This window comes from Spinactinospora alkalitolerans (assembly GCF_013408795.1).
Classification (GTDB): domain Bacteria; phylum Actinomycetota; class Actinomycetes; order Streptosporangiales; family Streptosporangiaceae; genus Spinactinospora; species Spinactinospora alkalitolerans.
Genome location: NZ_JACCCC010000001.1, coordinates 1,005,789 through 1,019,513 on the forward strand (window position 1 = coordinate 1,005,789; position 13,725 = coordinate 1,019,513).

At 71.4% G+C, this 13,725-nt stretch carries 9 protein-coding genes and 1 riboswitch; of the genes, 6 read left to right on the forward strand and 3 right to left on the reverse strand.

The features are described from left to right. Positions 1 to 39 precede the first annotated feature (39 nt). The 3 genes from HDA32_RS04695 to HDA32_RS04705 all read right to left on the reverse strand — a co-directional run bounded on the left by HDA32_RS04695 (position 40) and on the right by HDA32_RS04705 (position 5,395). Positions 40 to 1,449 carry a maltokinase N-terminal cap-like domain-containing protein gene (locus HDA32_RS04695; protein ID WP_179642020.1) on the reverse strand — a complete coding sequence of 470 codons (1,410 nt, stop codon included), beginning with the start codon at positions 1,447 to 1,449 and terminating at the stop codon, positions 40 to 42. A gap of 26 nt (positions 1,450 to 1,475) precedes the next feature. Beyond that, complete coding sequence (gene treS / locus HDA32_RS04700) at positions 1,476 to 3,299, reverse strand: maltose alpha-D-glucosyltransferase (RefSeq protein WP_312863400.1); 1,824 nt, start codon at positions 3,297 to 3,299, stop codon at positions 1,476 to 1,478. A 110-nt stretch (positions 3,300 to 3,409) separates the two neighbouring features. Next, positions 3,410 to 5,395, reverse strand: coding sequence for an alpha-1,4-glucan--maltose-1-phosphate maltosyltransferase (locus HDA32_RS04705; protein ID WP_179642021.1), 1,986 nt, complete (start codon positions 5,393 to 5,395; stop codon positions 3,410 to 3,412). Between the two features lie 509 nt (positions 5,396 to 5,904). Here HDA32_RS04705 and glgP point away from each other — a divergent pair. The 6 genes from glgP (at position 5,905) to HDA32_RS04735 (ending at position 13,305) form a co-directional block, all read left to right on the forward strand. Next, positions 5,905 to 8,547 (forward strand): alpha-glucan family phosphorylase, encoded by a 2,643-nt coding sequence (glgP, locus tag HDA32_RS04710; RefSeq protein WP_179642022.1) that lies wholly within the window; start codon positions 5,905 to 5,907, stop codon positions 8,545 to 8,547. 141 nt (positions 8,548 to 8,688) lie between these two features. Then, positions 8,689 to 8,798, forward strand: a riboswitch (TPP riboswitch). Positions 8,799 to 8,904: 106 nt separating this feature from the next. Beyond that, positions 8,905 to 9,513 carry an ECF transporter S component gene (locus HDA32_RS04715; RefSeq protein WP_179642023.1) on the forward strand — a complete coding sequence of 203 codons (609 nt, stop codon included), beginning with the start codon at positions 8,905 to 8,907 and terminating at the stop codon, positions 9,511 to 9,513. Between the two features lie 5 nt (positions 9,514 to 9,518). After that, positions 9,519 to 11,072, forward strand: a complete 1,554-nt coding sequence (locus tag HDA32_RS04720; protein ID WP_179642024.1) for an ABC transporter ATP-binding protein — start codon at positions 9,519 to 9,521, stop codon at positions 11,070 to 11,072. Next, a complete protein-coding gene (locus HDA32_RS04725) occupies positions 11,069 to 11,869 on the forward strand; it encodes an energy-coupling factor transporter transmembrane component T family protein (RefSeq protein WP_179642025.1) in 801 nt (266 codons plus the stop codon). The genes HDA32_RS04720 and HDA32_RS04725 overlap by 4 nt, the downstream gene beginning before the upstream one ends. 100 nt (positions 11,870 to 11,969) lie before the next feature. Continuing rightward, positions 11,970 to 12,758, forward strand: a complete 789-nt coding sequence (locus HDA32_RS04730; RefSeq protein WP_179642026.1) for an enoyl-CoA hydratase/isomerase family protein — start codon at positions 11,970 to 11,972, stop codon at positions 12,756 to 12,758. 4 nt (positions 12,759 to 12,762) lie between these two features. Beyond that, positions 12,763 to 13,305 carry a YbaK/EbsC family protein gene (locus HDA32_RS04735; protein WP_179642027.1) on the forward strand — a complete coding sequence of 181 codons (543 nt, stop codon included), beginning with the start codon at positions 12,763 to 12,765 and terminating at the stop codon, positions 13,303 to 13,305. Positions 13,306 to 13,725 lie beyond the last annotated feature (420 nt).

Here is a 13,725-nt window from a genome sequence, read left to right on the forward strand (position 1 = left end):
CGCGTCCGCGGCAGCGGCGCGCGCCCGGCCGGCGGTCGGTCAATTCGCCAGCGCGGCGATCGAGTCCAAGGGGATGTGCAGCCACGACGGGCGGTGCCGCGCCTCGTACATCACCTCGTAGACCGCCTTGTCGTACTCGAACGCGCGCAGCACGACCTGGTGCTTCTCCGGGTCGATGCCGCCGCCGAAGGCGTATCCGGAGCAGAACGCCTCCCGGTTGCGCAGCGCCCACGCCCGCGCCGGCTCGGCCAGCCCCTCGTCCTGGTCGTGCCCGGTGAGCTGGTGGCGGGCGGCGTAGTCGAAGGAGCGCAGCATCCCCGCCACGTCGCGCAGAGGGCTGGACAGCCGCTGGCGCTCGCTGACCGGTGCGGCCGGCTCGCCCTCGAAGTCCAGCAGCACCCAGCCGACGTCGGTGCGCACCACCTGGCCGAGGTGGTAGTCGCCGTGCACCCGCTGCACCGGCAGCGGGGCGTCGACCTCGGCGAACGCGTCGAACGCCGTGCGCAGCCGCTGCGCGTACGGCGCCAGGTCGGAGACCTCGGCGATGGCGGCGCCCAGCCGGTCGACCATGGCCCGCGCCATCTCCGCCTGGGTGTCGGGCGCGACGACGTCGGTGGGCAGCGCCCGCGCGAGGTCGCGGTGCACGGCCGCGGTCGCGGCGCCCAGCCGCTCGGCCTCGCCGGTGAAGTCGCCGCCGGCCTCGTCCGGCGCCAGACCGGGCGAGGCGTAGAGGTCGCGCACGCTGGTCGCGGCCAGCACCCAGCCGTCGGTGGCGCTGCGCAGGTACTGCTGCAGCATCGCCAGGGTGGTGGCGACCGGCTCGCCGGTCACCGGGTCGGGCAGGTCGGCCTCGATCCAGCCGTAGGGCCGGGCGATGAACGGCGACCCGGCCAGCGCGGCGGTCAGCTCCAGGTCGGGGTTGTGGCCCGGCCACAGCCGCCGGAACATCTTGAGTACGTAGTCCTCGCCGTAGACCAGCGAGGTGTTGGACTGCTCGCCGGTGAGCACGATGCTGCGCATCCCGGTCCTGATGCTGCTCCCCGGCATCCTGCGGAACCGGACCGCGCCGCTGCCGCGCCCCTCGGCGATCCGGTCCAGCAGGCGCGCGGTCATCTCGTGGTCGTGCGCGGCGTCGTAGACGGCGCAGGACGACGGCCCGTACGCGGGGCCGCCGACCGGTCCGCCCGCCGGGGCCGGCTCGCACACGCCGATGGTGGCGTGTGCGAGCTCGTCGCCGAGCGTGCCCTGCGGCCGTAGCCCGAGAAGCACCTGGTAGCGGTCGGTCCCCCCCTTCTGGCCGACCGCCACCACCAGCACCCGCAGTCCTGGAACACCGGGGATGAGAACGTGCTGCGATTCGACCGTGAGCGCGTCGATCGGCACCCCCTTCCCCGCGAACCAGCGCTGCCGCGGGATCCAGGCGGTCAGTAGCTCCTCAAGCTGGGTCATCTTAGAGCGGTCCGTTTCTCCTTGCTTCAAGCTCGTACCGGTTTGCCGGAACGGCCGGCGCCGTCCGTCTTGGAGTCCGTGGCCGCGTGCGGGGACCCGGACTCCACCGCCGCAGCGGATTGGTCGGGCTCCGGGAGGGTCTCGGCGTTGGCCACCGCGGTCACGTCCTCGTCGGCGACGGGCGGTAGCTGGAACCAGTAGAAGCCATGGCCGGGCAGGGTCATCAGGTAGGGCAGCTCGCCGATCGCGGGGAACTGCACGCCCCCCGTGCACTCGATCGGAGTGACGCCCTCGAAGCGGCGCAGATCGAGTTCCACGGGCTGGGGGAAGCGCGAGAGGTTGTTGACGCACAGCATCCGGTCGTCGCCGTACTCCCGCACGAACGCCAGCACGCTGGGGTTGCTGGCGTGCAGTTCGGTGAACGCGCCGGTGCCGAAGACCGGGTGCCGCTTGCGGATCTGGATCATCTTGCGCGTCCAGTTCAGCAGCGAGCTGGGATTGTCGCGCTGGGCCTCGACGTTGAGCGCCTGGTAGCCGTAGACCGGGTCCAGGATCAGCGGCAGGTACAGTCGCGCGGGGTCGCAGCGGGAGAACCCGGCGTTGCGGTCCGACGTCCACTGCATGGGGGTGCGCACCGCGTCGCGGTCGCCCAGCCAGATGTTGTCGCCCATGCCGATCTCGTCGCCGTAGTAGAGCACCGGGGAGCCCGGTAGCGACAGCAGCAGGGCGGTGAACAGCTCGATCTGGTTCTGGTCGTTGTCCAGCAGGGGCGCCAGCCGCCGGCGGATGCCCACGTTGGCGCGCATCCGCGGGTCCTTGGCGTACTCGGAGTACATGTAGTCGCGCTCTTCGTCGGTGACCATCTCCAGCGTCAACTCGTCGTGGTTGCGCAGGAAGATCGCCCACTGGCAGTTGCGCGGGATCTCCGGTGTCTGCGCCAGGATCTCCGAGATCGGGTAGCGCTGCTCGCGGCGCACCGCCATGAACATCCGCGGCATCAGCGGGAAGTGGAAGTTCATGTGGCACTCGTCGCCGCCGGACTCGAAGTCGCCGAAGTAGTCGACGACGTCGGAGGGCCACTGGTTGGCCTCGCTCAGCAGCACCCGGTCGGGGTAGAGGCGGTCGACCTCGGCGCGGACCCTCTTCAGGAACTCGTGCGTCTCCTTGAGGTTCTCGCAGTTGGTCCCCTCGCGCTCGTAGAGGTAGGGGACCGCGTCCAGCCGGAACCCGTCGATGCCCAGGTCCAGCCAGAACCGCAGCACCTCCAGGATCGCCTCCTGCACCGCGGGGTTCTCGAAGTTGAGGTCGGGCTGGTGGGTGAAGAAGCGGTGCCAGTAGTGCTGCCCGCGCACCTCGTCGTAGGTCCAGTTGGACTGCTCGGTGTCGACGAAGATGATTCTGGCGTCGGAGTAGCGCTCGGTGGTGTCGGACCAGACGTAGAAGTCGCCGTAGGGCCCCTCCGGATCCTCGCGCGAGGCCCTGAACCACGGGTGCTGGTCGCTGGTGTGGTTCATGACCAGATCGGCGATGACCCGGATGCCCCGCTCGTGCGCCTGCTCGACGAGCTCCACGAAGTCGGCGATCTGCCCGAACTCCGGCAGGATCTTCATGTAGTCGGCGATGTCGTAGCCGCCGTCGCGCAGCGGGGACTCGTACAGGGGCAGCAGCCAGATGCAGTCGATCCCCAGCCATTCGAGGTAGTCGAGCTTGTCGATCAGACCTCGGAGATCCCCGGTGCCGTCGCCGTTGGAGTCGAAGAACCCGCGGGCGAGGACCTCGTAGAAGACCGCGTGCTTGTACCAGTAGGGGTCGCGGGGCTTCTCGTGCGTGAACGTGTCGGGCACGGCCACGAGGGGTGTGAGACTGGTGCCTGGCACCGGCTCGGGTGTGGTCACGATGTACTACTCCACCAGTTGGCTTTCCAGTTCGTTCCCGCGGAGCGCTCGTGCGGATCCGGTGATCAGCTCGGAGCGCTTCCTGCGGGGGTGACTGTGAATACGTGTGCGGTCTGGACGTCGGGGTCGAGGCGGACGTAATTCCCCTGACCCCATTGATATGAATCGCCCGAAAGATGGTCCGTGACGATGATCCCGTCATCAGGAGAGAACCCGAGAGCGGGCATGTCGAGCCACACCGTGGCCTCGTGTGTCCGGTGCGGATCGAGATTGACGACGACCAGGACGACGTCGTCCGATCCCTGGTCGGCGTCCCCGGCCAGCCGCTTCGAGAAGCAGATCAGCTCCGGCCGGTCAACATGGTGGAACCGCAGGTTGCGCAGTTCTTGCAATGCCGGGTGGCTTCGCCGCAAATAGTTTAGCCTGCGGATCAATGGCGTTATCGTCATTCCGGCGGCTTCTGCGGCGTCCCAGTCGCGCGGTTTGTACTGGTATTTTTCGGAATCGAGGTATTCCTCGCTCCCCGGCCGCACGGGTTGATTCTCACAGAGTTCGTAGCCGGAGTAAATTCCCCACGTCGGTGAGAGTGTCGCGGCCAGCACGGCCCTGGTCTCGAACGCCGGCCGCCCCCCGTGCTGCAGGTAGGCGTGCAGGATGTCGGGGGTGTTGGCGAAGAAGTTGGGGCGCATGTAGGCCGCGGTGTCGCCGCTGAGGTCGCTGAGGTACTCCTCCAACTCCTCCTTGCTGTTGCGCCAGGTGTAGTAGGTGTAGGACTGGTGGAACCCCACCTTGGCCAGCGTGTGCATCATCGCCGGGCGGGTGAAGGCCTCGGCCAGGAAGAGCACGTCGGGGTCGGTCCGGCCGATCTCGGCGAGCAGCCGCTCCCAGAACGCCACCGGCTTGGTGTGGGGGTTGTCGACCCGGAAGATCCGCACCCCGTGCGCCATCCAGTGCCGCACGATCCGCAGCACCTCGGCGTAGACGCCCTCGGGGTCCTTGTCGAAGTTGAGCGGATAGATGTCCTGGTACTTCTTCGGCGGGTTCTCGGCGTGGGCGATGGAGCCGTCGGCCCGGGTGGTGAACCACTCCGGGTGCTCGCCGACCCACGGGTGGTCGGGCGATGCCTGCAGCGCCAGGTCCAGGGCGATCTCCAGGCCCAGCTCGCGGGCCTCGGCGACGAAGGCGTCGAAGTCCTCGATCGTGCCGAGGTCGGGGTGGACGGCGTCGTGGCCGCCCTCGTGCGAACCGATGGCCCACACCGAGCCGGGATCGCCGGGCTGGGCGATCAGCGCGTTGTTGCGCCCCTTGCGGAAGGAGTGGCCGACCGGGTGGATCGGCGGCAGGTAGACGACGTCGAAGCCCATGTCGGCGATCGCCGGCAGCCGCTTGGCCGCCGTGGCGAAGGTGCCCGAACGCTGCTCGCCGTCCTCCCCGTCGAGCACCGCGCCCTCCGAGCGCGGGAAGAACTCGTACCAGGAGCCGAACAGCGCGCGCCTGCGGTGCACCACGACCGGGTACCGCTTGGACCTGGTGACCAGTTCGCGCAGCGGGGCCGCGGCGAACTCGGCGACGGCCTCATCCGAGGTGGCCAGCGCCAGCCGCTCGGCGGCCGGGCGGGAGCCGTCGCGCAGCAGGCCCGCGATCTCGGCCATGGCCGGTCGCCTGGGGACCCGGCGCGCGGCGCGCTCGAACAGCCGGGCGCCCTCCTCGAACATCAGCTCGACGTCCTGGCCGAGCGGGATCTTGATCTCGGCGTTGTGCCGCCAGGTGGCGAAGGGGTCGCTCCAGGCCTCGACGGCGAAGCTCCAGCGCCCCTCGGAGGTGACCGTGACCTCGGCGCCGTAGCGGTCGGTTCCCGGGGCCAGTTCCGCCATCGGGACGAGAGGGCGCCGGCGGCCCTTCGGATCCCAGAGCACCACGCCGGCGCTGAGCGAGTCGTGCCCCTCGCGGAACACGGTCGCGCTCACGGGGAAGGTCTCACCGACGACGGCCTTGGCGGTGCCGCAGTCGACCACGGGGGCGACGTCAAGAATGGGAAATCGTCCGATCACAAGTGCACCGTAGGTGTAGAGGTCTGGGCGGTCTGGTGGTGTCGCGAGTGGCCCCGAATTCGGTTCGGGCAGCACGAAGCGCCCGGAAAGCCCGGTGTGGGGTCAGGTGGTGTCCAACGCGTTCCAATGTCTATCGTCGGCGCCTTTTAAGAACTCTCCGACAGTCCGGGGCCTCCTATTTTTGTGATAGTAGTCACACCTCACTACCCGCGCATACGCTGGCCAATCATCCGTGGTGGCGGCGTCGGCGGACAAAACGGGCCTTCGACACACGGACAACTCCGGACACACCGGTATCGCCCGTGTCAACGGCTTGATGCGGGTCCGGATACCGCGTGCCAAATCGAAGAAAATTTACCTTTGCGACATCTCGCCGAAAACTGTCTTCTTTATTTCCGGCACACCTCGCAGAGGGGACCATCGGTATTGAAAACCCTATTTCCGGCACATGGGGTGAGATCGCGCGGCAGGCTCGCGCCCGGCGCCCACATTGACTAGCCTCACGCTCCGTGAAGGCGATCCGTAGGTTCACCGTCCGTACCGTCCTGCCCGAAGAGCTCGCCCCGCTGGGCCGGCTCGCGGCCAACCTGCGTTGGGCGTGGCACGTCCCGACGCGGGAGATCTTCGCCGCGGTCGACCCCGACATCTGGGAGGCCGTCGACCACGACCCCCTCCGGCTGCTCGGGGAGGTCGCGGGCGAGCGGCTCGCCGAGCTCGCCGCCGACTCCGGATTCCGGTCCAGGTTGAACGACGTGGCCGCGGACCTCGACGGCTACCTGGCCGAACCGCGCTGGTACCAGGGGCTGCGCGGCGACCCGGGCGATCCGGGCGGGCAGGAGCCCCCCGCGGCCATCGCCTACTTCTCCGCCGAGTACGGTCTGACCGCCGCGATGCCGCAGTACTCCGGAGGACTCGGCATCCTCGCGGGGGACCACCTCAAGAGCGCCAGCGACCTGGGCGTGCCCGTCGTCGGCGTCGGCCTGCTCTACCGGCACGGCTACTTCTCCCAGACGCTGTCCCCGGAGGGCTGGCAGCTGGAGCACTACCCCGAGATCGATCCGCGCGGACTGCCGATGACGCAGTTGCAGGACCGCGCCGGCGACCCCGTGCGCGTCGTCATCGACCTGCCGGACCGGCGCAGGCTGGTGGCGCACGTCTGGGTCGTGCGGGTCGGCCGGGTCCCGCTGCTGCTGCTCGACGCCTGCCAGGAGATGAACGACCCCGAGCTGCGCGGCGTCACCGACCGGCTCTACGGCGGCGGAAGCGAGCACCGGCTGCGCCAGGAGCTGCTGCTGGGCGTCGGCGGCGTGCGCGCCGTGCGCGCCTACTGCGAGCTGACCGGGCACCCGGCCCCCGAGGTGTTCCACATGAACGAGGGGCACGCCGGCTTCCTCGGCCTGGAGCGCGTCCGCGAGTACATCGCGGCCGAGGACCTGACGTTCGAGCAGGCGCTGGAGGCCACCCGGGCCGGAACGGTGTTCACCACGCACACCCCCGTGCCCGCCGGGATCGACCGCTTCCCGCGCGACCTGGTCGAACGGCACTTCAGCGGCGACAGCGCCATCGCGGGGCTGCCGGTCGACCGCGCCATGGCGCTGGGCGCGGAGACCTACGCCGGCGGCGACCCGAACGTGTTCAACATGGCCGTCATGGGCATGCGGCTGGCCCAGCGGGTCAACGGCGTCAGCAGGCTGCACGGCGCGGTCAGCCGCAGGATGTTCCAGGGGCTGTGGCCGGGCTTCGACGCCGACGACGTGCCCATCACCTCGATCACCAACGGCGTGCACGCGCGGACCTGGATCGCCGAGGAGGCCCAGGAGCTGGCGCAGCGCGTCGTCGCCGACTCCGAGGAGTTCACCCGCCCCGAAGGCTGGCGCAAGGTGACCGGGGCCTCCGAGCTCGAACTGTGGGAGATGCGCCGCACCCTGCGGGAGCGGCTGGTCGAGGACGCGCGCAAGCGGCTGCGCCGGTCCTGGCGGCAGCGCGGCGCCAGCGAGGCCGAGCTGGGCTGGATCGACGACGTCCTCGACCCCGACGTGCTCACGATCGGCTTCGCCCGCAGGGTCCCCTCCTACAAGCGGCTCACCCTGATGCTGCGCGACACCGAGCGGCTGAAGTCGCTGCTGCTGCACCCGGAGCGGCCGGTCCAGATCGTCATCGCGGGCAAGGCCCACCCCGCCGACGAGGGGGGCAAGCGCCTCATCCAGGACATCGTGCGCTTCACCGACGACCCCGCCGTTCGGCACCGGATCGTGTTCCTGCCCGACTACGACATGGCGCTGGCGCGTTCGCTGGTGCAGGGCAGCGACGTCTGGCTGAACAACCCGCTGCGCCCGCTGGAGGCGTGCGGCACCTCCGGGATGAAGGTGGCGCTCAACGGGGGGCTGAACCTCTCCATCCGCGACGGCTGGTGGGACGAGTGGTTCGACGGGTCCAACGGCTGGGCCATCCCCACCGCCGACGGGGTGGGCGAACCGGACCGGCGCGACGCACTGGAGGCCGCCGCGCTGTACGAGCTGTTCGAGGACCAGGTCGCTCCGCTGTTCTACGACCACGACGAGTCCGGCCTGCCCAAGCGCTGGCTGGAGATGGTCAAGCACACCCTCGTCTCCCTCGGCCCGAAGGTGCTGGCGAACCGGATGGTGCGCGACTACGTGGAGCTGCTGTACCGGCCCGCCGCCGCCTCCTCCCGGCTGCTCACCAGGAGGGGGGACACGGCCGGGGTGCGCGAGCTGGCCGCGTGGAAGCAGCGGGTGCGGCGGGCCTGGCCCGGCGTGCGCATCGAGCACGTCGAGGTGGCCGGTGTGGACGACCCGCCGCAGGTCGGCGGCGAGTTGAAGGTGCGGGCCACGCTGGTGCTCGGCGACCTCGACTCCGCCGACATCCGCGTCGAGATCGCGTTCGGCCGGATCAACGACTCCGAGGAGCTGGTGGAGCCGTCCTTCGCCGAGCTCGCGGTGGCGTCGGGCGAGCAGCAGGAGGGCCCGCTGATCCGCTACACGGGCTCGGTCCCGCTGGAGCGCGCGGGCGCGAGCGGCTACACCGTGCGGGTGCTGCCCAAACATCCCCTGCTCACCGATCCGGCGGAGATGGGCCTGGTCGTGGTCCCCGAGCCACCGGGGGGCATGGGCAACGGCATGGTGCTGAGGTAGCGCGGCGACCTGTGCCCGCCGATCTTGACCTTGTGGGGCCTGAGAACGCTGCGACAACCCCGACGAGGTCGAGATCGGCGAGGGAACCACCGTGAGACCCGCGGCCCTTGACCGATCAGGTGGTGCACCGCCCATAATGGAGGAAACCGACAGGGGAGCGCTTCGGCGCTGAGAGTGCGGAAAACCGTTCCGCAGACCCTTACACACCTGATCTGGGTCATGCCAGCGAAGGAAGTCGTGGGAACCGCCGCCGGTGGCGCGTGCTCCGCGCACCGGTTTCGGCGATCGGTGCGCGCACGTGTGCGGGCGGCCACTCTTGGCCGAGCCCTCTCGTCACGTACGAAGGGACATCCCGCTATGAGCACCGAATCCAGGTTCAAGACCGGGCCCGGGCCCGGGTACTCCGTCCTCAACTGGCGGACCGTGGACATCGTCGTCGCCGCCGTCATCGGCGTCAGCATCGGGGTCGTCTTCTGGCTGTGGGGCGTGCTGTGGACCGCCACCGAGCCGCTGTTCGTGTTCTTCCCGCCGGCCCAGGCCGTCATCTACGGCATGTGGATGCTGCCCGGCGTGCTGGGCGGCCTGGTCATCCGCAAGGCCGGCGCGGCCCTGCTCACCTCCGTCGCCGCGGCCTCCGTCTCGATCCTGCTCGGCGTCCCGTGGGGCGTCTCCGTCATCGTCTCCGGAGTGCTCCAGGGCCTGCTGCCCGAGCTGGTCTTCCTCGCCTTCGCCTACCGGCGCTGGAACACGGGCGTCGCCGTGCTCGCCGGCGTCGCCGCCGGGATCTCCCCGGCCATCAAGGACAACATCACCACCTACGTCACCTGGCCCATCGAGTACCAGCTCGCCTACGCCGCAATCGTTCTGGTCAGCGCCGGCCTCATCGCGGGCGTCGGCGGACGGCTGCTCACCACGGCCCTGGCCAGGACCGACGCGCTGGCCCCCTTCCCTTCGGCCCGGGGCTAGCCGGGATGCCCACGACGAACGGGGCCGCCCGCGCCGGGGGCGGCCGGGGAGCCCGCGTCGAACTCGCCGGATGGGGCTGGCGGCACTCCGGCCGCGGCACCCACGCGCTGCGCGGCGTCGACCTGACCTTCGAACCCGGCGAGCGCGTGCTGCTCCTGGGCGCCTCGGGCGCGGGCAAGAGCACCCTGCTGCACGCGCTGGCCGGGCTCACCGGGCCCGACAGCGCCATCAGCGGCGAGCAGGAGGGAGCCCTGCTCATCGACGGGGAGCCCGCGGCGCGGCGGCGCGACGACACCGCGCTGGTCAGCCAGGACCCCGAGACCCAGCTGGTGATGGCTCGCGCGGGCGACGACGTCGCCTTCGGCCTGGAGAACCTCGGGGTCGCCCGCGAGGAGATCTGGCCCCGCGTCGACGCGGCCCTGCGCCAGGTCGGCTTCCCCTACGGGCGGGACCGCTCCACCGCCGCGCTGTCGGGCGGCGAGAAGCAGCGCCTGGTCGTCGCGGGGGCCCTGGCCATGCGCCCCCGGCTGCTGCTGCTCGACGAGCCCACCGCCAACCTCGACCCCGCCGGGGCCGAACTCGTGCGCGGGCTCATCGCCCGACTGCCGGCCACCACCGAGGCCACCCTCGTCCTCGTGGAGCACCGGGTCGCCGAGGTGGTGGACCTCGTCGACCGGGTCGTTGTCGTCGAGCCGGGCGGCGGCGTGATCGCCGACGGCACCCCCCGCGCGGTCTTCGCCGAGCACGGCCGGGCGCTCGCGGCCCAAGGGGTGTGGATTCCCGGCAACGAGCCCGATCCGGCGCTGGCCCCGGCTCCCGGCGGGCCCGTTCTCATCGAGGCCGCGGACTGCACCGCGCGCACTCCGTTCGAACCGGGGATGCGCGCCGCCGCGTCGCGCGTCGTCCTGGACCGGGTGCGGGCCGACGTCGCCGCCGGTACCGCCACCGCCCTGACCGGCCCCAACGGCGCGGGCAAGTCCACGCTGCTGATGATGCTGGCCGGACTCAGCAAACCGCACGCCGGCGCGGTCCGGCCGCGCGGCTCGCTCGCCGAGGCCGACCCCCGGCCGCTGGTGCGCTGGCCCGCCCGGCGCCTCGCCCGGCACGTCGGCACGGTGTTCCAGCACGCCGAGGACCAGTTCGTCACCGCGACGGTGCGCGACGAGCTGCGGTTCGCGCCGCTGCGCGCCGGGATGGGCGAGGCGGCGACGGCCGCGTGGGTGGATGAGCTGCTGGAGCGGCTGGGCCTCACCGGGCTCGCCGACGTCCACCCCTACACGCTGTCGGGCGGGGAGAAGCGGCGGCTGTCGGTGGCCACCGCGCTCAGCTCCGGTCCCGCGCACGCCCCCGACGTCCTGGTCCTGGACGAGCCGACCTTCGGCCAGGACACCAGGACCTGGACCGAACTCGTCGAACTGCTGTCCGCGCTGCGTGCCCAGGGCCGCGCCGTCCTCATGGCCACGCACGACGCCCTGCTGCTGCGGCGCTTCGCCGACGCGCGACTCCGCGTCTCGGACGGCGGGGTCGCCCCCGTGCGGGCCCCGGAGGCCACCCGATGAGCGCCGCGGCATCCGGCCGACCGGCCCCGACCGGCTCCGGTGACCAACTGACCCTCACCGTCGGCGAGGACGGGGGAGCGCGATACTGGCTGCTTCGTCGCAACCCCGCGGCCAAGCTCATCGCCGCGCTCCTGCTGTCGCTGGGGCTGATTCCCGCGGTGGACCCGGTGACCGGGGGGATCGTGCTCGGCGGCGTCCTGCTCCTGGTGCCGTTCAGCGGGGTCAACCGCAGGATGCTGCTCGTGCTGGGGGTGCCGTTCCTGTTCATGGGCCTGTCCACCGGGGCGGTGAACCTGCTGTACGGCGAGGAGGGGCCCTTGGGCGCCCTTGGCGCGACCGCGCGGCTCCTGGCCATCGCGCTGCCCGGCATCCTCGCCGCGATGAGCAGCGACCCCACCGAGATGGCCGACGCCCTCGTGCAGAAGCTCAGGGTGCCCGAGCGGCCCGCCATGGGTGTGCTGGCCGCATTGCGGCTGATCCCGCTGCTGGCCGGGCAGTGGCGCACCATCACGCTGGCCCGCAGGGCCCGCGGCCTGGAGGCCGGGCGCAACCCGGTCGCCGCCGTCGGGATCTTCTTCGGCCGGCTGTTCGCGCTGCTGGTCCGGTCCATCCGCACCGGCACGCTGCTCGCCATGGCGATGGACGCGCGGGCGTTCGGCTCGGGGCCGCGCACGCACGCGCGCGAGAGCGTCTGGCGCGCATCGGACACGTGGCTCATCGCGGCCGCCGCGGCCCTCCTGTGCGCGGCTCACGCCGTCTCCCACCGACTGGGCACCTGGGAGCTGCTGTTCGGGTGAGCGCGCACCGCCGCGCCGACGCCGACCTGCCCGCGCGCCGGGTCCGCGCCGAGTGGTAAGCAATGGTGAGCACAGCACCCGCACGTGAAAGGGAGTGGCAGTGGGCGAGTTCGTTCGTGTGGAGACCGACCAGGAGAACCCGGCCGTGGCCGTCATCCGGCTGGACAGGCCGAAGATGAACGCGCTGAACGCCCAGGTCCAGGCGGAGATCGGTGCGGCGGCCGCGCAGGTGGGCGCCGACGACGCGGTGCGGGCCGTGGTCGTCTACGGGGGCGAGCGGGTCTTCGCCGCGGGCGCCGACATCAAGGAGATGGCGGACATGACCTACGCCCGGATGGCCGCGCACTCCAAGCGGCTGCAGGACTCCTTCACCGCCGTGGCCGGGATCCCCAAGCCCGTCATCGCCGCGATCACCGGCTACGCCCTCGGCGGCGGCTGCGAGCTCGCGCTGTGCGCCGACTTCCGGGTCGTCGCCGACGACGCCAAGCTGGGCCAGCCCGAGATCCAGCTCGGCATCATCCCCGGCGCGGGCGGTACCCAGCGCCTGCCCCGGCTGATCGGTCCGGCCAGGGCCAAGGACATCATCTACACCGGCAGGCACGTCGCCGCCGACGAGGCGCTGGCGATCGGCCTGGCCGACGCGGTCGTCCCCGCAGGGGAGGTCTACTCCGCGGCCGTGGCCATGGCCGCCCGCTACGCCGACGGCCCCGCGGTCGCGCTGCGTGCGGCCAAGCAGGCCGTCGACGCCGGGATCGAGGTCGACCTCGACACCGGCCTGGAGGTCGAGCGGCTGCAGTTCTCCGCGCTGTTCGCCACCGAGGACCAGAAGACCGGCATGCGCAGCTTCGTCGAGCAGGGGCCGGGCAAGGCGAAGTTCGAGGGGCGGTAGCGCGATGTGGGGACTCGACACCCGTCCCGCCGCCGACCGGACCGACCTGCTGGCCGCCCCGGTCGCGAGCGCCGTCGCCGCCTGGAAGCACGCGACACCGGTCGACCGGCTGCTGGTCGCCGAGATCGATCCGGACCGGGCCGACACCGCGGCCTTCTGCGCCGCCTACGGCGTTCCGTTGGAGGCTTCGGCGAACTGCGTGGTGATCGCGGCCAAGCGGGGCGGGCGGACCCGGTTCGCGGCGTGCGTGCTGCTGGCGACCACGCGCGCCGACGTCAACGGGGTCGTCCGCAAGCGGCTGGAGGCGCGCAAGGCCTCCTTCGCCGTCCAGGAGGAGGCGGTGCGCGAGACCGGCATGGAGTACGGCGGCATCACCCCGATCGGGCTGCCGGCGGACTGGCCGATCCTGGTCGACTCCGCCGTCGCGGCCGCCCCCGACGTCGTGGTCGGCAGCGGCCTGCGCCGGTCCAAGCTCGCCCTTCCGGGAGCCGCCTTGGCCGAGCTCCCCGGAGCCGAGGTCGTCGAGGAGCTGGCCCGACCGGTGTAGCGGGGCTCCGCCGCGCCGCCGCCGAGCGAGGCTGGCCGGTTCCGGCCGCCCCGATGACCGGCGGCGGGCCCGGCCTTGGGTCTTGACCTCAAGCCCAAGGGGGTCTTGTGGCCTCAGCCGAAGGCCGGAGCCCGCGGTGACCGGGCGATCCTCTCGTGTGGCCGAAGGCCCATTGCGGGGATCGCACCGGCGCCGCGCCATCCACGCCGCCACTTTGGTGGTCAGGCCGAAACCATGGTGTCGGTATGCACCGAAGGTGGCGGGTCCGCTTCGCGCGCGGGTGGGCGATTTCTCCGTCCACGGGCCTGACGGCCACGCGAGAGAATCGCCCCCCGCACGCCACTTCCTCCTTGGGCCGAGGCTAGGACTCAAGCCGATGGATCGGGGAGAACCCCGGTTCTTCCCCGAGTCCGCGGCCGC

Bases quoted from the DNA above. Each gene is read 5' to 3' on its own strand.
- HDA32_RS04735 (WP_179642027.1), top strand. From the start codon at position 12,763: ATGTGGGGACTCGACACCCGTCCCGCCGCCGACCGGACCGACCTGCTG.
- HDA32_RS04720 (WP_179642024.1), top strand. From the start codon at position 9,519: ATGCCCACGACGAACGGGGCCGCCCGCGCCGGGGGCGGCCGGGGAGCC.
- HDA32_RS04695 (WP_179642020.1), bottom strand. From the start codon at position 1,449: ATGACCCAGCTTGAGGAGCTACTGACCGCCTGGATCCCGCGGCAGCGC.
- HDA32_RS04725 (WP_179642025.1), top strand. From the start codon at position 11,069: ATGAGCGCCGCGGCATCCGGCCGACCGGCCCCGACCGGCTCCGGTGAC.
- HDA32_RS04715 (WP_179642023.1), top strand. From the start codon at position 8,905: ATGAGCACCGAATCCAGGTTCAAGACCGGGCCCGGGCCCGGGTACTCC.